17 protein-coding genes, 1 tRNA gene and 1 pseudogene are annotated in these 20079 nt (G+C 58.2%); 11 read left to right on the forward strand and 8 right to left on the reverse strand.

From position 1 onward, the window contains the following. Nucleotides 1-6 precede the first annotated feature (6 nt). Both AD665_RS09420 and AD665_RS09425 read right to left on the reverse strand, forming a co-directional pair. On the reverse strand, nucleotides 7-792 hold the full coding sequence (locus tag AD665_RS09420) for an outer membrane lipoprotein-sorting protein (protein WP_033034363.1): 786 nt from the start codon (nucleotides 790-792) through the stop codon (nucleotides 7-9). Further along, nucleotides 740-3070, reverse strand: coding sequence for an efflux RND transporter permease subunit (locus tag AD665_RS09425; RefSeq protein ID WP_160321679.1), 2331 nt, complete (start codon nucleotides 3068-3070; stop codon nucleotides 740-742). Before AD665_RS09425 ends, AD665_RS09420 begins: the two co-directional genes overlap by 53 nt. 142 nt (nucleotides 3071-3212) lie before the next feature. Here AD665_RS09425 and AD665_RS09430 point away from each other — a divergent pair, with 142 nt between their 5' ends. The 4 genes from AD665_RS09430 (at nucleotide 3213) to AD665_RS09445 (ending at nucleotide 6777) form a co-directional block, all read left to right on the forward strand. Next, on the forward strand, nucleotides 3213-3710 hold the full coding sequence (locus AD665_RS09430; RefSeq protein ID WP_053191843.1) for a DUF1330 domain-containing protein: 498 nt from the start codon (nucleotides 3213-3215) through the stop codon (nucleotides 3708-3710). 22 nt (nucleotides 3711-3732) lie between these two features. Continuing rightward, nucleotides 3733-5097 carry a cytochrome P450 gene (locus AD665_RS09435; protein WP_024778168.1) on the forward strand — a complete coding sequence of 455 codons (1365 nt, stop codon included), beginning with the start codon at nucleotides 3733-3735 and terminating at the stop codon, nucleotides 5095-5097. Next, nucleotides 5069-6196 (forward strand): hypothetical protein, encoded by a 1128-nt coding sequence (locus AD665_RS09440; RefSeq protein WP_024778169.1) that lies wholly within the window; start codon nucleotides 5069-5071, stop codon nucleotides 6194-6196. The genes AD665_RS09435 and AD665_RS09440 overlap by 29 nt, the downstream gene beginning before the upstream one ends. Nucleotides 6197-6330: 134 nt before the next feature. Then, nucleotides 6331-6777, forward strand: coding sequence for a MarR family winged helix-turn-helix transcriptional regulator (locus tag AD665_RS09445; protein WP_024778170.1), 447 nt, complete (start codon nucleotides 6331-6333; stop codon nucleotides 6775-6777). 238 nt (nucleotides 6778-7015) lie between these two features. Here the strand turns inward: AD665_RS09445 and AD665_RS09450 are convergent, their stop codons facing one another. From AD665_RS09450 to AD665_RS09460, 3 genes are all read right to left on the reverse strand, one after another. Further along, complete coding sequence (locus AD665_RS09450; RefSeq protein WP_024778171.1) at nucleotides 7016-7603, reverse strand: hypothetical protein; 588 nt, start codon at nucleotides 7601-7603, stop codon at nucleotides 7016-7018. Nucleotides 7604-7618: 15 nt separating this feature from the next. After that, nucleotides 7619-8050 carry a DUF3592 domain-containing protein gene (locus tag AD665_RS09455; RefSeq protein WP_080392414.1) on the reverse strand — a complete coding sequence of 144 codons (432 nt, stop codon included), beginning with the start codon at nucleotides 8048-8050 and terminating at the stop codon, nucleotides 7619-7621. 67 nt (nucleotides 8051-8117) lie between these two features. After that, complete coding sequence (locus tag AD665_RS09460; RefSeq protein WP_053191847.1) at nucleotides 8118-8726, reverse strand: LysE family translocator; 609 nt, start codon at nucleotides 8724-8726, stop codon at nucleotides 8118-8120. 94 nt (nucleotides 8727-8820) lie between these two features. Here AD665_RS09460 and gcvA point away from each other — a divergent pair, with 94 nt between their 5' ends. Further along, nucleotides 8821-9786, forward strand: a complete 966-nt coding sequence (gene gcvA / locus AD665_RS26780; RefSeq protein ID WP_024778174.1) for a transcriptional regulator GcvA — start codon at nucleotides 8821-8823, stop codon at nucleotides 9784-9786. On the opposite strand, the gene AD665_RS09465 is transcribed toward gcvA, so the two are convergent. The 3 genes and pseudogenes from AD665_RS09465 to AD665_RS28130 all read right to left on the reverse strand — a co-directional run. Further along, complete coding sequence (locus AD665_RS09465) at nucleotides 9668-11239, reverse strand: TerC family protein (RefSeq protein WP_053191851.1); 1572 nt, start codon at nucleotides 11237-11239, stop codon at nucleotides 9668-9670. The genes gcvA and AD665_RS09465 overlap by 119 nt on opposite strands. A 252-nt stretch (nucleotides 11240-11491) precedes the next feature. Next, complete coding sequence (locus AD665_RS28125) at nucleotides 11492-12397, reverse strand: methyl-accepting chemotaxis protein (RefSeq protein ID WP_392397198.1); 906 nt, start codon at nucleotides 12395-12397, stop codon at nucleotides 11492-11494. Beyond that, nucleotides 12392-13654, reverse strand: a pseudogene (locus tag AD665_RS28130) (PDC sensor domain-containing protein); the annotation flags it as partial. The gene AD665_RS28125 and the pseudogene AD665_RS28130, both read right to left, overlap by 6 nt. Nucleotides 13655-14435: 781 nt before the next feature. On the opposite strand from AD665_RS28130, the gene AD665_RS09475 reads away from it, so the two are divergent. From AD665_RS09475 to AD665_RS09495, 6 genes are all read left to right on the forward strand, one after another. After that, nucleotides 14436-16493, forward strand: coding sequence for a methyl-accepting chemotaxis protein (locus AD665_RS09475; protein ID WP_024778177.1), 2058 nt, complete (start codon nucleotides 14436-14438; stop codon nucleotides 16491-16493). 103 nt (nucleotides 16494-16596) lie between these two features. After that, nucleotides 16597-16673 (forward strand) — tRNA-Met (locus AD665_RS09480). 166 nt (nucleotides 16674-16839) lie between these two features. Then, entirely contained in the window at nucleotides 16840-18081 is a 1242-nt protein-coding gene (locus AD665_RS09485; RefSeq protein ID WP_053191853.1) for a tyrosine-type recombinase/integrase, read from the forward strand. A gap of 246 nt (nucleotides 18082-18327) precedes the next feature. After that, complete coding sequence (locus AD665_RS09490; protein ID WP_053191892.1) at nucleotides 18328-19266, forward strand: hypothetical protein; 939 nt, start codon at nucleotides 18328-18330, stop codon at nucleotides 19264-19266. Between the two features lie 85 nt (nucleotides 19267-19351). After that, nucleotides 19352-19606 carry a helix-turn-helix transcriptional regulator gene (locus AD665_RS26785; protein WP_080996578.1) on the forward strand — a complete coding sequence of 85 codons (255 nt, stop codon included), beginning with the start codon at nucleotides 19352-19354 and terminating at the stop codon, nucleotides 19604-19606. Continuing rightward, on the forward strand, nucleotides 19603-19908 hold the full coding sequence (locus AD665_RS09495) for a hypothetical protein (protein WP_053191855.1): 306 nt from the start codon (nucleotides 19603-19605) through the stop codon (nucleotides 19906-19908). Before AD665_RS26785 ends, AD665_RS09495 begins: the two co-directional genes overlap by 4 nt. Nucleotides 19909-20079: the final 171 nt, after the last annotated feature.

Genomic DNA, 20079 nt, shown 5'->3' on the forward strand with positions numbered 1-20079 from the left:
CTTGAATCAACGCTGAGCGTCGAGGCTGCTCTTATCGAACGTCAGCTCGTTATATCCATTGCCAAAGCGGTAGTTGCTCCAGCGCATCCAGGTCTGCTTGCCGGTCTGGTGGTTGACCATTCGCATCTCGCTGGCCCGCCAGTAGCGGTCCAGGTAAACACCATAACCGCTGTAGGTCTGGGTTTTGAGCAACGCATTCTTACGGTCGTAGTATTCCACCTTGAGCGGCCGGTAATACTGCTTGTCGAGCCAGGTCACTTGACGGGTGTAGCCGGAGCGCGGGTACGCAGGGGTCATTTCCAGCTTGTACGCGTCCAACCCATCAACTATCTCGTCCCCCAGATACTGGTACTGGTACTTATCGAGCTCCCAGCTGGCCATGTCCTCGTATGCGAATTCACTGCCCATGAACGGGCCTGACTTGTTCTCCGAAGCAATCCGCTTGACCCGACGCAGCGACGGGAAAAACTGCCACTGATCATCCGAGGTCAGGCTATGGGCGTGGGTCAGCAAGGTGGTGCCACGCACATCCGCGGGGCTCAGAAAACGCACCAGACTCTTGTCGCCATCGGCATGTACTTCAAAGAACTGCACCGCCAACTCACGGGTACTTACCGCGCCGTAGGCATTACGCAACTCCATCTGCAGATCCGCCGACATGTCCTTCCAACCGACGTTGTGCTGGTCCGCCTGCCTCGCGATCTCCTGACCTTTCTCATCGGCCACGGCCACGCTCACATCAACGAGGCAGAACAGCATCGCCAAGTACTTCACGCTCTTCAGTCCTTTCACGCTTCTTCTCCAATGTCAGTTCAAGCAACCCCGGCAGCAGGAAAAAATCCGCCAGCAGAGCAATCACTAATGTCAGGGCGGTCACCAGCCCCATTTCCCGGTTCAAGGCGAATTCGGATGTGGCCAGGACCAGGAACCCGGCCGTCAAGGTCAGCGAGGTCACCAATAAGGCAGGCGCCGTGCTGGTGAAAGCCTCGACAACCGCTTCACCCACCGTCTGGCCGTGGGACTTGACCCGCTGCAACACCGCGTACATGAAGTGGATGGTGTCATCGACCACCACCCCCAACGTCATGGAGGCGACGATGGCCACCGAGAACCCAACCTGCCCAACGCAGATCCACCAGATCCCTAGAGCCATGGCTGCCGGAATCACGTTCGGCACCATGGACAGCAGGCCCAGCTTCCAAGAGCGGAACAACAGCATCAGCAGGACCGCGACCACCGCCGCCGAGGCGATGATCCCCCACATCATGCTTTCGATATTGCGCTGACCGATGTGGGCAAAGATCAATGTGGTGCTGGCGGCCTTGGCCTCGATTGCCGGTGTGTTGCTGGCCAGCCACGACATAGAGCGACGCTCGAAGTCGAGCATTTGCCGGGTACTCAGTTCGTGTAGCGCCACTACGCTCCGGGTGACCGTGCGACTGACATCGATCTGGTTATTCAGGTCGAGTCCATAAGGTAAGGACTGCTCGTACAGCAGCAGACTCTGCGCCGCCACCTCGGTGCTTTCCGGCAGCCGATAAGCCTCCTCGGTGCCAGTGGTCAGACTACGGTTGACTCGCTTTACCACGTCCGAGAGCGAACTGACATGGGCGACTTCCGGCTGTTGGCGCAACCAAGCGGTATAGTCCTCCACCTGAGCCAGGAAGACCGGGTCGTTGACGCCGCTGCTTGATTTGGACTTGAGCGCATACTCGATGGTGTAAAGACCGGTTAGGTTCTGCTCGGTGTAGTCATTGGCCTGACGGAAAGCCGTCTCCGGGCTGAACCAGCGCAGATACTGATCATTGAGCTCATTACGCCCGGCCAACGAGGCCAGCACCACTACCACAGGGATGCTCAGCCACATCAACCGCCGCGAGCGTGACTGCACCCAGGTGCCGAAGCGAGTCATCAGATGCTCCAGCGGATCCCCCTTGACGCCAGCCTTGAGCGGCAGCAGCGCGACCAGGCCTGGCAGCAGAAACAGAGTGAACAACCAGGCCAGGGCGATGCCGATCGAGACAATGTTGCCCAAGTCACGGAAAGGCGGGATCTCGCTGAAGTTCAGGGACAGGAACGCTACAGCAGTGGTCACGCTGGTCACAGTGACCGGTACGAGGGTTTCGTGCAGCGCCTCGCGCAATGCATCCAAGCGCGTAGCCCCCTTGCGCAGATGCATCAGGGTGACCGACAGCACATGCACCGAGTCCGCCACGGCGATCATCAGAATCACCAGTGGCGCAGACGCCGAGAGCGAAGTCAGGCTCATGCCCAGCCAGCCCGCAATACCCTCGGCGCTGGTCATGGCCAGATACACCACGGCCACTGCTGCCACTGTGGCCAGCACACTGCGCAGCATGATCAACGCGGCAATCAGGATTACCAGATAGACCCAAGGGGTCAGGTTGGCGGCGTCACCCATGGCAGCTTCCAGAAAGGCATTGTTGTACATCGCCATGCCCGTCAGATGCACTTTTATCCCGGGAAATCTGGCTTGCGCCTCCTCAGCCAGTTGGCGGGCGAAACCCACCACCTCACTGTTCTCATAAGGAGAAACCCCGGCCAGGTGGTACACCACGTTGACCGCGGCGACATTGCCGGCCTTGGACACCAGGCGACCCACCAACTGCGGCTCTGACAAGGCGATGGTGCGGATTCGCTGGCGTTGCTGCTCGTTCAAGGTGGCGGCATCACGCACCAGGTCGGCGACCTGGATGTTGTCCGCGTCGGCGTCGATATTCTGAAAGTTGCTGAGGGAGTCCACCCGCACCGAATAAGGTGTCTGCCAGGCGCGCTGGGTTATCCACTGCAGCGCCTCGAGGGACGACTGGCTGAATACCTCGCCCGACTCCGGCGCCACAACAATAAACAGGTTGTCCGACCGGTCAAAGGTGGCCTGCATCTGCTCTTGCGCCATCAACTCCGGGTTATCCGGGGCAAGATACACTCGGTAGTCGGTACTGAAGCCGAGCCGGCTCTGCCCCAGGCTTGCCAAATAGGCCAGCCCTAGAAACAGCAGCAGGAACCCCCATCGCAAGCGCACTACCGCTGACACTATCGTTCTCATCATTTTGACATCCATTCCAAAAGGGCCATGTGATCGATGGGTGCGCAAGCTATAGAAACACTTCTTTCACGTCAACAGTTGACGTGCAAACATTTAACTTGTAGTTTTTTTACGTCAAATATGGCGTCACATTAAGGAGCAAGACATGAAGCTGAACGTAATCAGCGAAGCACACCAGCCCAGCCCGGTTTCGGCTGTAGTGCTGGACGGTCGGGTTTCCCAGCCGATGTTTGGAGAGCTGGACGTGCGTCGCCTGCAACTCTCCCCCGCAGTGGATGGGCAACCGGGGGTTCAGGTGACCGGAGTCAAACAGGATCTGGCACGCTGGGCCGAAGTCCAGGGCCCCACCATGCTGGTGGCCTTTCAGTTCCAGGCCCCTGATGCCTCAGACAACGCCGATGCCCTGGCCAGGTATGTCGCTGATCGCGAACCAGCCCTGACCCGACATGGCGGGCGCGTGGTAATCAGCGCGGTCACAGAGCGCGGTGAACAGTGGTCCTTCGACGGATTCGAGATCATCGAATTCCCGTCAGCGGACACCGTGGGACAACTGATGCAAGATCCCGACTACCGCAATCGGACTGCGGCTTCCAGCGCGGTATTCGGTGGCGCCTTTGCCATGGCCCCGATCCAAGCCGCCTAAAGCTGCAATCAAGGACGATAGGATGAACGCTTTTGCGCCCGGCCCTCGCGGGCATATGCTTTTCGGCTGTTCTGAGCGGTTTCGTAACGAACCGCTGGCACTCTTGAACGAGTGTCGGCAGCGCTACGGCACCCTCGTACGATTGCCCGTCGGTTTTGGGGCCTCCTTCTGCCTGGCCTTCGACCCGGCCGATCTCGATACCATTTTCCAAGGCGAAAACTTCGGTCGCAGCGATATCGCCGCAGCCTTCGGCCCCTTGGCGGGTGGCAGCATGATCATCGCCGACGGCCAGAAGTGGAAGGAGCAGCGCAAGGCGGTCATCCCGTCGTTCGCCCTGCCGCGCCTGCGCGCGCTCGCGCAGAATGTCGACGCCCTGGCTCACGAACGCGTGGCCGACTGGGCCAATCGCGTGGACCACAACGGCGACATCGATCTGCAGCACGAAATGGTCGATTACGCCATGGACGTGTTGACCCATTTTCTCTTCGGACACCGCATCGGGGCCCAGGCTATTGCGCGCATCTCCCACGGCTGGACCCTGAGCCTGCGCTACATGAATATCCGTCTGTCCTCGCCGGTTCCGCTTCCCGATTGGTTGCCAACGCCGAACAACCGTCGGCTGCACACCGCCGCCGGGCAAATCGCCACGGTCCTGCTGGAAATCATTGCCCAGCACCGCAGCAGTAGCCCCGCATCTGCTGGCGGCTTCCTTGACGACTTGATCAACTACCGCGATGAACAAGGCCAGGCCCTCGACGATCAGCACATCCTGCGGGAAATCATGGGTGTGTTCCTGGCCGGCTTCGACACCGTCGCTTCAGCCATGATGTGGACCCTGGGCGATCTGGCCAAACACCCGGGCTGGCAGCAGGCGGTGCGCGATGAATTGAATTCAGTCGCCACCAGCAGCCGGCTCGACCTGAAAGACACGCCCGTGCTGGAACAGTGCTTTAACGAATCCATGCGCCTGTCGCCACCGCTGTGGCTAATCGATCGCAAGGCCGCTCAACCGTGCATACTCGGTGGCCAACGGGTGCCGGGAGGCACCAACATCATCATGAGTCCTTGGGTGACTCACCGTGACCCGTCCTTCTGGGAGCGGCCCCTGGACTATCACCCCGAGCATTTCGCGGCAACAGCGCCCAGCCGGCCCAAGTACGCCTTCTTCCCCTTTGGCGGCGGGCGGATGAAGTGCATTGGCATCGGCTTGGCACACTTGCAATTGAAGTCGCTGCTCCGGCAGGTGCTGACTCACTACGAGCTCAATGTGCGCCCGGAGCACTTGCCTGAAATTGAACCGGCATTCGTTCTACGGACTCGCAATGGCCTGAAGACTTCTCTGACCAGGCGCGTAGCTAATGGCGAATCCACTGCTGTCGCGATTTAGCCTGGGGCTGCTGCTGACTTGCCTGACAATCACCTTAAGCCCTTGCGCAAGCAGCACGGAGGAGCAGTACAAGCTGACACTCCAGGGCAACGGTTACGAGTCGGCACGCACATCTTTTCCAGGTCTGCAGTTCAAGTGGGACCGCCATGAACCGCTGCTCGAGCAGATGTCGTTGGACATGGAGGTAGAATTACAGTGGGCGGGACTGGACCGATACGACGCCGCGGACTTGCGCGAACTTTCGTTGTCCTACCGACCGGGGCCCTGGCAGTTGGGGGTTGGCCTGAGCCGCGTGTTTTGGGGGGTCACCGAGTCCCGGCATCTGGTCGATGTGGTGAATCAGGTTGACCTCAGATTCGACCCGGATGGCGATGCTCGCCTCTCGCAACCCATGGCCTCGGTGGGCTATCGCGGCCTGGGGCGGAACGTGACGTTATATGCCCTACCCTGCTATCGCGAGCGGCCGGACGCGCTGATCTTCGGTGAACATGGCGCGCAGGATCCTGCTTATGAGCAGGCCATCTTCACGCCACTGCGCTGCTCCGGACAGACCGATTTTGCCGTACGTGCCACCCAGGTAGCCGGCCCTGCGGATATTGGCCTCAGCTACTTTCGGGGTCACAGTCGCGAACCTTACGCGGGCCATTCCCCCGCCAGTTCCGATCCGACGTACCCCGAGGTGAACAGGTTCGCCGTCGACACTCAAGTCACCCTGGGCGCCTGGCTGCTGAAGCTCGAGGCGTTGCTTCAGGACAGTGAACACGGGATTGATCGAGCCAGTGTCTCGGGCTTCGAATATACCTGGGTCTCAGCCTTCAACGGTGCCAGTGACCTATCCCTGCTGTACGAGCACCTGACCGACACGCGCTGCGACAGCGTCATTGCATCATGTGGCGAGATGCTGGGAATCCGGTGGATCGCCAACGACGTCGCGGACACCAACCTGCTGGTGTCCTCCGTGCGGGATCGCCAGAATGGCTTATGGGGTCTGAAAGTTCAGGGCAGCCGGCGCATTGATGAGCAACTGAGCCTGCTCCTCAACAGCGGGGGGATGTACCGAGCAAGGTACCTGTCCGTTGGGCTATCCTATGCGTTTTGATCATGCTGGCAGCTCGTTTCTAGCTCTGCCCTGCTTTACGCGTGGCAACGACACACTACAGGATGGTTTTCAGGGCATGAGGCCAGCCTGAACGCGTTTTGCTCGATCGCCCACTGCATTCAGAGGTACGAATAGTGGCACGCAATAGCAATGCTGAACCCGTACTACGCAACCTGTTCTGCTTCAACTTCTATCGTGGATGGCGAGGCATTTCCGAGTTCTACAGAAAGTACCTGCCCGAGGGCATATCCGCCCAGCAGAGTTATCTTCTGGAACTCTGCAGGACGGACGAGGGCATTCTTGTGGGAGACATTGCGCATCAGCTTGAAATTGACGTCTCGGCGGTGTCCGGATTGCTTAAGCGCATGGAGAGCAGCGGCCTGATCAGACGAGAAGTGCTACCCTCGAATCGACGTCAAACCTTAGTGTTCCTTACTCATCAGGGGGAAGAGCTGCGTAAGGAAGTCCATCAGTCGATGATGGTTGCTGATCGTTTGTTATCCGAAGCCATTCAGAAAGAGGACAAGCTTTCGCTGATCAGAGTGGTCGATCAGATCAGACATCTTATAGACGCCGAGTAAGCATTGGACTCCTGCTGAACCTTCCTGTTTTCCAGCCGCCTCCACGCATCTAACACACCTGGCATGGTTATACGGGCCGGAGCCACGTTGTGCGATAGATCAGGATGACGGCGACGTTGGAACCTTACACCAGACCAAAGAAACCTACTGGTGGAGCAACATCTGACGGTTTAAATCGGTGCCGACTGTTGCGCCGCTATCGCGAGCAGGCTCGCTCCCCACAGGTTTCCATGGCTGACTAGAACAGATAGCCGATATAGATCGCCGCCCCACCACCGGCCTGCGCGCCGGCGTTCATACCCGCCATGACCACGGCTCCCTTGGCCGACTGCATCAGTTGTCGGTTGACGGTGCTGGAAGCAATGATCGATGTGGCCGGGCTGGCACTCAAGGCCACTGACAAGGCCAGCAACTTGGGATCGAGCCCGAACAACAAGGCCATGGCAGAACCACCGACTACCAGTCCACCTCCCACTTCGGTGTAGAGGCAGGGGCCGGTGATGTCATCACTTGTCAGGTCGCGTCCGGCCAAGGCATCACTGACAAAGACTTTGCCGAAGCTGGGAAACGCCTCGGCTGCGCCGGCCGCTCCTACACTCTTGCCTTTTATCTGGATATTGACCTTGCCAAAGCGCGGCAGCCGGGCACCAAAGCCGGCTCCTACCCCGACGCCACCGTAGCGGTAGCTGACGTCTTCACCTTGGGGCGAGCGCAGAATGATCGAACCACCACTGCCCGCCACCACGGCCACGGTCAGACCGCCACCGCTCGCGGTCTGGTACGCCCAACGGCTCTCATTGACCGGAATCGGGATGTTGTAGCTCATACGTTCGAAATCCTTTTATTTGAGTGAAACGCGTCGACCATGCCGAAAACAGGTTTTGGACAAGCCAGCAAACGCGAACATCAGACCGAGGCATCCCAGCAGCCCGGAAGGTCCCCACAGCGCACCCGCATCATCGATGACAGCGCTGCCGGCGGGCTGTTCGGCCAGGTAATGCACTCGTACCGACTGCCCTTGCTGATAGCCGAAGATCATTCCGCCCTGGGGATAGGAGATTGCTTCACCGCTGACGCTGGTGAAGGCGATTTCAGGATGCGAACCGCCGGCATTCAGGCGGCTGACGATGCCATTGGCAGTCTGCGCGCGGGAGAGAAATTCGCGGCGATCGAGGGTGAGATTGACAGCAATGCACAACAGTCCGATGCCAATCAGGGCAAACAGCAAGCCCAGCAATATCTTCCCGACGGATGAGGAAGTGTCGTTAGCCATGGCAGGTCTCAGTATTCGTCCATGAAAGAGGGGCGTCAGGATAGCAAGAAGCTTTATCCGAGTCCGCTCATTTGCTGGCAGAAGCCATCAGTACACCAAAACAGAAAAAGGTTATGCCCGACAGCTTGCCAACGACCTGTGCCCCTCGGTTCGTGGACAGCCAGCCCCTCACACTGTTGGCCATGAGCGCATAGCCGCTATGAACCAGTACGACAAGCAAGCCATAGGAGGACACCAGCAGGAAAAACTGGCTGTAGTAGCTGTCCCCCGGCTTGATGAACTGCGGATATACCGCGAGAAAAAAGAAACCCGCCTTGGGGTTCAATAGCTGGATCGACAACGCTGCGACGAATCGTTGCCACGGACGCGACGGCGTGACGTTGAGCTCAGGGATGAAACGCCCCATGCGCCACATCTTGATCCCCAGGTACAACAGGTACAGTGCACCGACATATTTGAGAACACTGAACGCGGTGGATGACGTGGCGAGGATCAAACCGACACTGGTGGCAGAAATACCCGCCACGACAAATGCCCCCAGCGCGATACCGAAGATGCCGGGCAACGCACCGCTCCAGCCATGGCGCAAGGCGTTGGAAATCGTCAGCATCACCCCAGGGCCAGGGCTCAGTACGGTCAGGGTGGCCAGAATCAGAAACAGTCCGTAATTAATCATGAATCACTCCGAAGCAGGTGATGCTCAGAGTGGTGTGACGGGGCATTGCTGACAAACGCTTTAATTGCGCCCCTGATGTGACAAAATCAGACACATGATTTCCGACCTGCCTCCCTTGAACGCCGTTCGTGCCTTCGCCGCTGCCGCTCGCCATCAGAGTTTCAGCCGCGCGGCCGAAGAGCTGCACGTCAGCCACAGCGCTGTCAGTCGGCATATCAAGCTGCTCGAGGAACACCTGGGGGTGCTGCTTTTCGAGCGTCGCATCCGTCAATCCGTGCTTACGCCGGCCGGCCAGACGTTCTATGAACAGGTCAGCATGGCCCTTGCACAGATTGCCCACGCCGCGACCGCCCTGACCCGGAGTGCTTCGCGGCGCAAAGTGACGATCAATGTGCGGCCCTCCTTCGCGGTACGCTGGCTGATCCCACGGCTGCCGGACTTCATGGCGCAGTATCCGGATATCCACCCTGAAGTGGTCACCAGCACCCGGCCACCGGATCTGTCGCGCGAAGCATTCGACGTCGTGGTTCGCCGGGGACAGTCCGGATGGTCCACCAACGTTCAACCCCATGCGTTGCTGGAAGATGACCTGATACTGGTAGCCGCCCCGTCCCTGCTGCAAAGCCAGTCGCTGGACAGCCCCACCGATCTGCTCCAGCACACGCTGCTGACCGGCAGGACCCGCTGCAGCGACTGGCAGGACTGGGCCAAGCAGGCGGGCCTCACTCAGTTGCGAACACAACCGACTTTGCAATTCGACCACATGCACCTGGTGTTGCAAGCCGCCGTCGATGGCCTGGGGGTCGCGCTGTGTCCGACCTCATTGCTGGGCAGGGACTTATCCACAGGGCGACTGACCTGCCCGTTTCCCTCCTTGCGCCTGCCGCTGATCCGTTATTACTACGGTGTCTCCCAAGACGCAGCGGCCGAAACCCAGGTGTTTATCGACTGGATGCTGTCTCATATCCATCAGGACACAATAACACTCTCGTTACCCGACGCTCCTGGACCTCTACAACCCGTAGGCTCCACGCCTGCCAATGGAGCTCATCGCCAATGACCGGCAGGCGATCCAGCAAACTCATGACCAGTCCTGCGAGTGTCTGGTAGTCATCGGTGGCTTGTGCCTGGAAGCCCGTTTGCTCACGAATATGACTGAGGTTCAGTGCACCGTTGATGAGATAGCCACCCTCCTGGGCCACGATGTTCGGGCCTTCGATTTCACTGGCATCGGGCAGTTCACCAGCAATGGATTCAAGGATGTCGGTCATGGTGAGCAGCCCCACGAAATCACCGAATTCGTTTACCACAAAAGCGATGTGCGTCGATTCCTTACGCATCTGCTCCAGCGCATTGAGAATCGTAAAGCTGTCCAGCAAGTTGATTGTCTTGCGGGCCATGGCTTCCAGATCTGGCTCGTGCTCCGCCAACAATTCCTTGAGCAGCTCTTTCTTGTGGACGAAGCCCAATGGCTCATCGACCTGACCATCGCGAATCAACGGCAGCCTGGAGTACGACGAGTGCATCAGCCTCGTGTGGATCACGTCTGGCGCGTCGGCCAGATCGAGGTGGTCGATTTCCGCACGCGGGGTCATGACCCCGCGTATCGAGCGTTCCGCCAACTGAAGCACGCCGTTGATCATCACTCGTTCCCGTCGGTCGAACGCCGGCCCGGCTTCATTGCCAGGGAGCATGTCGGCAATCTCTTCACCCACCTCGTCGGCATCCAATGGGTGGCCACCCAACAAACGCATCACCGCATGAGCGGTACGTTGGCGCATGGGGCGCCGCCCCTGCAGGCTCTTCTTGCGGCGTGAGCGAGCCAACTGGTTGAACAGTTCGATCAGGATAGAGAAGCCTATCGCGGCGTAGAGGTAACCTTTCGGAATGTGGAAACCCAGGCCCTCTGCGGTGAGACTGAAACCGATCATCATCAGGAAGCCCAGGCAGAGCATGATGACCGTGGGATGCCCGTTGACGAATTTAGTCAGCGGCTTGCTCGCGACGATCATCAGGCCTATAGAGAAAATCACCGCGATCATCATGACCGACAGATGCTCCACCATGCCCACGGCGGTAATCACGGCATCCAGCGAAAAGACCGCATCCAGCACCACGATCTGCGCAACGATTGGCCAGAACAGCGCGTAGGCCGCGTTACCCGAGCGCTGGGCCACATGCCCTTCGAGCCGCTCATGCAACTCCATGGTTGCCTTGAACAGCAGGAACACACCCCCGAACAGCATGATCAAGTCTCGCCCCGAGAACGTCTTGTCCAAGACCTCGAACAACGGTTCGGTCAGGGTCACCATCCAGGAAATGCTGGCCAGCAAGCCAAGACGCATCAGCAGCGCCAGGGACAGGCCGATGATGCGGGCACGATCCCGCTGCTCTGGAGGGAGTTTGTCGGCCAGGATGGCGATGAAGACCAGGTTATCGATGCCGAGCACCAGCTCCAGCACGATCAGCGTCAAGAGGCCAAGCCAGGCCGTGGGGTCAACGATCCATTCCATGGAATTATTCGCTCCCTCGGAAAGAGTTTGTCAGAGGGGTGCAGCGAACGAGAGGAGAAAAGCGACTGGGGGGCTCCATGGAGGTGTTCATATCGACCTGAAAGTAATTGGGGATAAAAATCCTACAGAGTTTCAGGACGCTTCATGCGAGGCGAATTATTACAGGATCTGACAAAAAACCCTGCATCCATCACCGGTGCAGGGCTTCTTGTGCTGATTTGACATGCTTGGCCATACGCCTGGGAACGGGTACTAGCCCCCTTTGACTTTAAAGCGGCTCAACACCCGTTGCATCAGCGACGCCCGCTCCGACAGATCCTTGGCCGCCACCGCGCATTCCTGCGAGCTCGACTGGTTTTTCTGCGTCACCTCATCGATCTGTTCCAACCCGACACTGGCCTGTTGCAAGCCTGAAGCCTGCTCGCTGGAAGCCTGGTAGATCAGCGAAACCAGGCTGGACACCGCACTGGTGCCACTGACAATATTCTTGAGGGACTCGGCGGTTCGCCCCGCGATGATCATGCCGCGTTGTGTCTTGTTCGAGGAATCGGCAATCAGCGCGGCGGTCTGCTGCGCGGCCTCGGCGCTGCGGGCCGCCAGGGTGCGAACCTCGTCCGCGACCACGGCAAAACCGCGCCCGAGCTCACCGGCCCGGGCAGCCTCGATGGCAGCGTTCAACGCCAGAAGGTTGGTTTGTGCGGCAATGTTGTCGATGGTGGTGATGATCGCGGTGATGTCCTTGCCCGAACTGTCGATTTCGGCCATCGCGGCAATCAGCTCGCTCATCAACTTGTCGCTCTCTCCCGCATCGGCCCGTGATGCCTGGGATTGCTCGTCGGCCTTCTTGGCGTTGGCGGCGTTGTCCCGGGTCTGGGCAGCCATCTGGGTCATCACCGCGCTGATCTCGGTGATGGACGAGGCAGAGTTGGCCGCCCCGTCGGACAAGGACTGACTCAGATCGGTGACCTGCGCCGAGCTGCCGCTGATTCGGGTGGCACTGACCTGTACTTCGGAAATCAACTGGTTCAAGTTACCGACCATTTTCTCCAGCGACTTGCCAAGGGTATCGTGGGGTGAAGACAGCCGGACTTCCAGGTCCAGATCGCCTTCGGAAATGCGTTCAGCCACCCTGACCTGTCGTTGCAGGCTCTCGGACATGTCGTTGAGCGCGATGGACAACTGTCCGACTTCATCCTCGGATTTCTGCACCAGGCGACGAGAGAAATCCCCCAGGCTGATCTGGGCCGCCAAGGCCGCGGCCTCGCGAATCGGCCCGACGATTTTTGCCGCAGCCAGCCAAAGGCCAACGAGGGCCAACAATGAAATACCCAGCCCTACGGACACTTGCCAGACGCTGTTGCTGATACTGCGCGATTGCAACTCCTGCTCCAGGGCAATCGCTTGGCTCATGACCACCGCTTTGGGCAAGCGAATCAGCACTGCCCACGGCTTCCCCGTGCGCCCCAGTTCAATGGGCATCAGCACTTCAATATCCTGCGTCTGCGGATTGAGCAGGCCATCGCCATGACCACGCTGGATATCGCCCAGCACCTTTTCCCAGGTATCAGGCAGCAAGGCCTTGATGGGTTGCCCGATCAGATCCGTACGCTTGCTGTCCGCGACCACCAGTCCTTGGTTACTCATGATCGAAACAGACCCCTTGCCACCATAAAGATCGGCAGACATCTGCTCGCTGAGTTTCTGGATAAAGGCGATATCGAAGTCAGCCCCGACCACCCCGTAGAACTTGCCGCCGGACACAATCGGTACCGACAAGGTGGTCAGCCAGACATTCTTGCCCTGAACCACATAAGGAATGGGGTCCAACACACTTTCCTTCAGGGTGTCGCGCGGGCCGCTGTACCAACCGCCCTTCGGCACACCATTGGGGTGACGGTCAGGGGAGTCATACTCCACCAGCGGTTGCACCGCGACATGGCCGTCCGCGCTGCGTGTCCAATAGGGTGTGAAACGTCCTGTCAGCGGATTGTTGCCATCCTGGGCATTTCGAAAAGCGTGATCCTGTCCATCCAATGCGTCCGGTTCCCAGCAGGAATACGTACCGTTGAATTCAGGGTTATCCTTGAGAACACTGAGCAATACACTGTTGATTTGATCCCGGCCCAGTGCCAGTGGGCTTTGCGCGGCCTTACCAGCAGCAAAGGTGTTGGCCATGGTGCGAGCTGCATCCAGAGCGGTTTGCAGCCTGGCTTGAATGGCGTTGGCGCGGGACTCGGCCAGGTTCTGAATTTCCCGGATCGTCGACTTTTCAACCAGCGCCGTCACTTCCGTCGATACATAGTGCTCATTGGAGCGAGCACTGAAGAGCCCATAGGCAACCAGGCTGACCGATGAAACAAACAGGCATACGCCCGCCGTGACACAAATACGTGCCTGCAACGACTTGAACTTCATATTGACCCCTGCCTGATTCTATTTATTGCTACCGTCAACAACGACGGCGGCATTTCAACGTGTGCACGACGTGGCGAATAACAATCGATCACCGCTGCTTACGCCGCCTCGGACGAACGTCTTCAAGGACACGGCGATACAGCTGTTTACCAGCATTGAAACGTGGCAAGTGGGTGGAAAGCATTCATCGCTCTATCCACTCGGTAGCGGAAGAGGCGTTCGAATCAGAAACCGGAGGCTTATTTCCAGGAAGGCAAGGGCGATAGGCGGAAAGAATGTAAAGCCTGCTTCTGCTATCACCCAGGATCACCCTTGAATAAAGCCGCAGAATCCATTCAAACCAACAACCACAGCAGCAAATTAACACGGGCAATATTTCTACAACATCAACTTAGGACTTATACAAATCAGTATTTTAGTCGTAACGAGAGCACACTCGGCGACCCAACGTTCGTATCGTTTCAACTCAGCGAACGGGGAGCGCACGCTGACAGGCACCGCAATGCGCCATTTTAGTGCGGCACGTTTTTAATTAGCATGCTATCGACCTAAAAAATCCCCGCCGCCAAGGTGATAGCTCAACGCCATGGTCTGAATCTTGCCTTATTTTTCGTTATAACGCGGTCCCTTACAAAGGGAACCGAGAATGGGAAGTTTCGCTACAGAGCCCGCGTACAGAGCGATCAGAGCGAATTTTCGAGGCCTTTTAAAAGAACACCTGTTTCAGCATTTGTGTAGAAACGCACAAAAAGAGTGCAAGGGTGTTCAGGGGAGTATGGGCATGCAGGCTTTTCTATCACCGGGCATCAGATTATTGGGACGTTTCGGCTTCGCCGGTAAATTCCAATTGTTGTTCTTGCTCTTCATCCTGCCACTCATGGGCAGTCTGTGGATCATCGGCCAGGACTATCGCGATCAGCTCAGCCTGATTTCCGGGGAACGTGCCGGGGTCCGCCAGTTACTGGCCCTGGACAACCTGGACAACCTGCTCACCGCCCAGCGCAACCGCGCTGCCCGTTGGCGCGCCACGGAAACCAATCGGCAACCTACGCCTGCCACGCTTGCCGCGATGGCGGCTTTCGATGCCGTACAACCGGCCCTCAACCAGGCCGCCGATGACCTGAGCACCACTTTGCAGGCCGAAGGCGCCGAAGCCGACATCCTCGCCCGCTACCAAGCCTTGCAGAACAGCCTCAAAGGTCTGGACTCGAAAAGCCTGGGCACCGTAGGTTGGTGGCCGGACGGCTATGATCGCTTCACCGCCGCCCTCAGTGCACTGCAATCCCTGCGTGAGCAGATCGTGATGGACAATCGCCTGACCCTCGCCTCCTGGCTCGAAACCTATCTGCTGACCCAGATCTCGACCCAGCAGACCCCCGAGCTGATCGAGCGGGTCGGACGCCTGGCCAGCGTCGGACAGGCCTCGGTAGTGTCGGGCCAGTTCACACTGCAGAGCCGCCTGCAATTGCGGGACCTGCGCAGCCGCATCGGCGACGCCCGGGATCAGTTGCTCAAGACCGGTGGACTCCTGGAAGCACGCCTGCCTGGCGACCTGCAAACCTGGGCCGGTCAATATCAAGGCAGCCTCAAGCGCCTGGATGCCGAACTGAAAGTGCTCGACGACGGCGTGTTCGGCGGCTCCATCAGCCTGAAACCGGAAGACTTCGAGAAACACCTGGACGCCCTGCTGTCCGATCTGGCCGCTTTGCGCCAGCAATCCCTGGTGGCCCTGGATACACGGCTGAACCATTATCACGCTACGGCGATCCGCCAGTTCACACTGGTGGCTACGGTGCTGGGCTGCCTGCTGTTGGCGGCCCTTTACCTTTTTGTCTGCCTGCAAGCGTCCATCCGCCTCAGCGCCAGCGGCATCACCTTGCTGGCCGAAGCCCTGCGTGACGGTAACCTCAGCCTGCAAGTGCCGGTGCAAGGACGCGATGAATTGGCGGCGATCAGCACCGCCCTCAACGTCGCCGTGGTGCAACTGCGTAACAGCTTGCTGGGAGTCGACCATGAGACATCGCAGGTAAGCAATGCCGTGCGCACCCTCAACACCCATTCCAGCGGCGCCCTGGGAGAAGTCGAAGCCCAACAGATGCAGATCAGCCAAATCGCTGCCGCCGCAACGCAACTGGCCGCAACCTCTCAAGGCGTGGCAAAAAGTTGTGAGCAGGCCTCTGACAGCGCCCAGCAGACCCGGCGCATCGCCGCCGACAGCAGCCGCGACAGCCAACGCACGACCGCGAGCATCCAGCAGCTCAACCAGCGCCTCAACGAAACAGCCGCCGCCCTGGGCCGGGTAAGCGAACAGGGGCAACAGATCCAGTTGGTGGTCGACACCATCCGTGGCGTGGCCGAGCAGACCAACCTGCTGGCGCTCAACGCCGCCATCGAAGCGGCCCGCGCCGGGGAACAGGGCCGCGGTTTCGCGGTGGTTGCCGATGAGGTCCGCAGCCTGTCGCAGCGTACCCAGTCCTCCACCCAGCAGATTGCAGGCACCGTCGACAGCCTGCGCGCGACGGTCAATGAAGCTGTCAGCCTGATGGAAGCCGCCTGCGAGCAGGCACAGACCGATGCCCAAGCCGTCACCAGCCTGGGCGAGCGCCTGGGGGAAATCGCCAGCGCCGTGCAAAGCGTGACCGATACCCTGGCGCAGATCGCCACCGCAGTGGACGAACAGGCCAGCACGGCCGACGAGGTCAGCGGCAATATCCAGCAGGTCGATCAAGCCGCCATGCGCTTGCTGGATGGCGCTCGGGCGGTGAACCTGGCGGCCGATACCCTGAGCCAGGGAAGTCAGGCACTGAGTGCGAATACAGGGAGATTTCAACTCGGTTGACAGGCATTTGTGGCGAGGATGGATAAGCGGTTGAAAGCGCAGAGAAATATTTCAGATTTACGCTTGACACTTCCTCGTTACCGGCGAATAATGCGCGCCACTTGGCTACATAGCTCAGTTGGTTAGAGCATAGCATTCATAATGCTGGGGTCCGGGGTTCAAGTCCCTGTGTAGCCACCAAGTACCGATCCATAGATGTCTACAGCAGTCTATGAATCACCTCAAGAAGCCCGCCTCGTGCGGGCTTTCTTGTTTCTGGCTGTCCACCTCTATCTACCCCTATCCTTCCCCACCGTGTATGCCCACGTGTATGCTTCAGAACTAATTGAACTGGAGGCATACACGGATGAAGCGCGCCGATATCAAGCGACGTCCTCTCGCTGATACAACACTTTCCAGCCTGGAGCCTGAGGCCGGGGCATACCGCGAACTAGACAGTCCTGGGCTGTATTTCAGAGTCAAACCAAACGGCCAAAAATCTTGGGAATTACGCTACAAGAAACCGGACGGCAAATGGTCTTGGCTAGGTCTCGGCGGCTATCCAGAGGTAAGCGGCGCCTTCGCTCGACAGAAAGCGGCAGAGCTGAGAGCTGACGCCTCAGAGGGCAAGAACCCAATCATCTCCAAGAAGGCTCGTCAGGCGGCTGACATTGACGCAGCCAATGACACCTTCGAATCACTAGCCAGGGAATGGCATACGTCTCGCCTCAGCGGCTGGGATGCTGGAACTGCCAAAAGGATACTCGGCGCACTCGAACGCCACGTGTTCCCCTTGCTCGGTAAACGTCCCTATACGTCGATCATGTCTATGGAGTGGATGGAGCTATTGAGAGGACTTGAGCGCCAGGGGATTTTGGAACAGATGAGTCGCGTGAGGGCTTACTGCAAAGATATCTATGACCTGGCTCGCGTGACTGGCAGAGCCGTCAATAATCCCTTGGAGGGCGTGCATAAGTTTCTGTCATCAGGAAAGGCAGAGAACTACGCTCATGTTTCTCCTGACGAGCTCCCTGGGTTACTTCGAGCTATACGCTCCTATCCGCATGCCAAAGATGTTCAGCTTGGCCTGCGGCTGCTGACCCTGATGGCAGTCCGTCCCAGCGAACTTCGCGAAGCTCATTGGGTAGAGTTCGACTTCGATAAGAAACTGTGGACAGTGCCTGTCGAACGTAAGGGACGTAAAAAAGGCCGCGAACATCTGGTGCCGCTATGCACTCAAGCTGTAGATGCCCTATTGGAGCTTCGGCAACTTACCGGTGCATACCCTCTCCTGTTTCCAGGTAGAAGCGACCGCACCAAACCCCGAAGCGACACCGTGTTTCTCATGGCTCTCAGACGTCTTGGTTACGAAGGCCGCCAGACCGGTCATGGCTTCCGCCACATCGCCAGCACCATCCTCAATGAGCATGGTTACCCCGCTGACCATATCGAGGCCCAACTCAGTCACAAGGCACAGGGTGTCCGAGGTATTTACAACAAAGCTCAGTACCTCGAGCAACGCGTGAAAATGATGCAGTGGTATGCAGATCACCTTGATGCCCTAGAGGTAGGCAATGTCGTGCAAGGCCAATTCGGAAAGGCTGTATGAGTACGCATACCCAGCCCCCCTCTAAAACGGGTGTAACGCGTGTGACACGTGTAACGAACGACATCAACCAATTGAATTTATTGTATTTTTTTCACGTTACACCGCGACCACCTCAACGATACACCGAGTGTAACGACACCAAGTCGTGTAACGAAAATCCGCCTCGCTCAGCCCTGCGGGCGGTGCCATTTTCATATGCGCATCGCTGCAACTGCCCCCCAGCTCCGGGGCGACGGGGTGCCCAACATGCCCATTGAACCGAGCACTGGCATAGAGGAGCTGGAAATTGCAGGGATAGACGTAAAATGCTTAATCCAGGACATGGACGACGTCGAACGAGCCATTCGTGAATTGGCTCTCTACCGCCAATTCAGTGAGCACTTCCGACAAGCATTCGACCTTATCGACGACGCCACTTCATTCTGGCTTGAGGATGGCTCCTACGCGCTGTGTGCTGAACCAGTCACAACAACGGTCTTTGAACTACGTGACGTCATTGATGACCATGCCAGCGTCGCGGGAGCAGCCTCGTTGCCAAATGTCATTCGACATCTCCCCGGCTTCAATCATCAAGCTACAGACTCGCAACTGGCAGCGACCTTTGCCCTCGTGCTTGGCACCGAAGCGGTAGAGGCTCTCGGAAACTGGTTGTTTGAACTTGAACTTGCGACCTACGACATCGATGCAGAACTGCTAGAGCAGTTGAGAAATGACTCGCCCCCCCAATATCTAGACCTGGTCGAAAAAGAACGATACCGCCGCAGTGGAACCGAAATCAAAGCGCGAGAGCGATTCGCTGAATTGCTGGGTGAAGCCAAACAGACCCTATCGATGGCAGAACTGTATAGGCAAGCGGAGAACATTGACGTATTCAAGACTGGCTTCAACGCATCCAGCCTGATGCACCGAATGCTCAATGAGGCTTTCTCGGCAAAGGCATCGAAGCGGGGCCATGAAGCCGGTAAGGGAAATCGAGACCCTGAATCAAAAATACAATCGGACACGATGTATAGGCGCGCGAATATCAAGGCAGCGGCCGAAAAAATCATCAATGGCCGCTTGATTGAAAAGCGCAGTCTGAGCGATGCAGAGCTAACCAATCTGCTTTTTGACCAGAACGTTCATGGAACCAAAAAAACCATCAGAGACCATCTGACCATTCTGGGTCTTAGACCCCTCAAATGAAAAAAAGGGGAGCGGACACTGTCCGTTCCCCCTCCCCTACGTAGCGTATGGCCTGTTGTCTCATTTCACTCAGGTTAGGCTCGCTATGAATACCGTATCAAAAACCATCGCGTCTCAAGACCCAGCATCGACCCTCATTCGAATGCCTGAGGTCATTTCAATCGTAGGGCTTGCACGCCCGACCATCTACAAGCTCATGCGCCAACCGGACAGTGGATTCCCAATGCCGGTGAAGCTCAGCAACAGCAACGCCCGAAGCGCTCCGGTTGCATGGGTTTTGGCAGAAGTTCAAGCATGGACACGAGCACGCATCGCTGCCCGTGATCAGGTGGCCGCATGAGCCGCAAGATCGCCAACAAAGCCCTGATGTACCCGTTCTCCATTCTTCGCCAGATCGGCTTTTCGCCCCGCCTCATGCAGCGCCTGGAGCGCTACCGCAGCCAGCAGGACAAACAGGGTCGCGTGGTCAGTGTGCTCAGTTGGGCTGACGGCACCTGGTGCGCGCTCTCTCTCCACTGCGAAAAGACCGGGGCGGTGATCGTCGACGAGGGCCAGCAAGCGGAAGCCTATGAAGACGCCCGCTCAATGCTCCAAGGCGGCTTCCTGCCCCTGCTTTCCCTGCGCTTCGACTTTCATGCCTGAAACGAAAACGCCTCCGGGGGCGATCCGGAGGCGTTGAGGTAAATCTACATGCCCGAACAATTTATGCCACACCTAAAAAATCCGCAAGCCACCCGCGTAGTTGCACTTTCGAAAAACGAGCGGTACTCTCTGGTCGTCGCTGCAAATTCAGCGAATGGGCTTGGCGGCCCA

The sequence above is a fragment of the Pseudomonas corrugata genome, assembly GCF_001269905.1.
Taxonomy (GTDB): Bacteria; Pseudomonadota; Gammaproteobacteria; order Pseudomonadales; family Pseudomonadaceae; genus Aquipseudomonas; species Aquipseudomonas corrugata.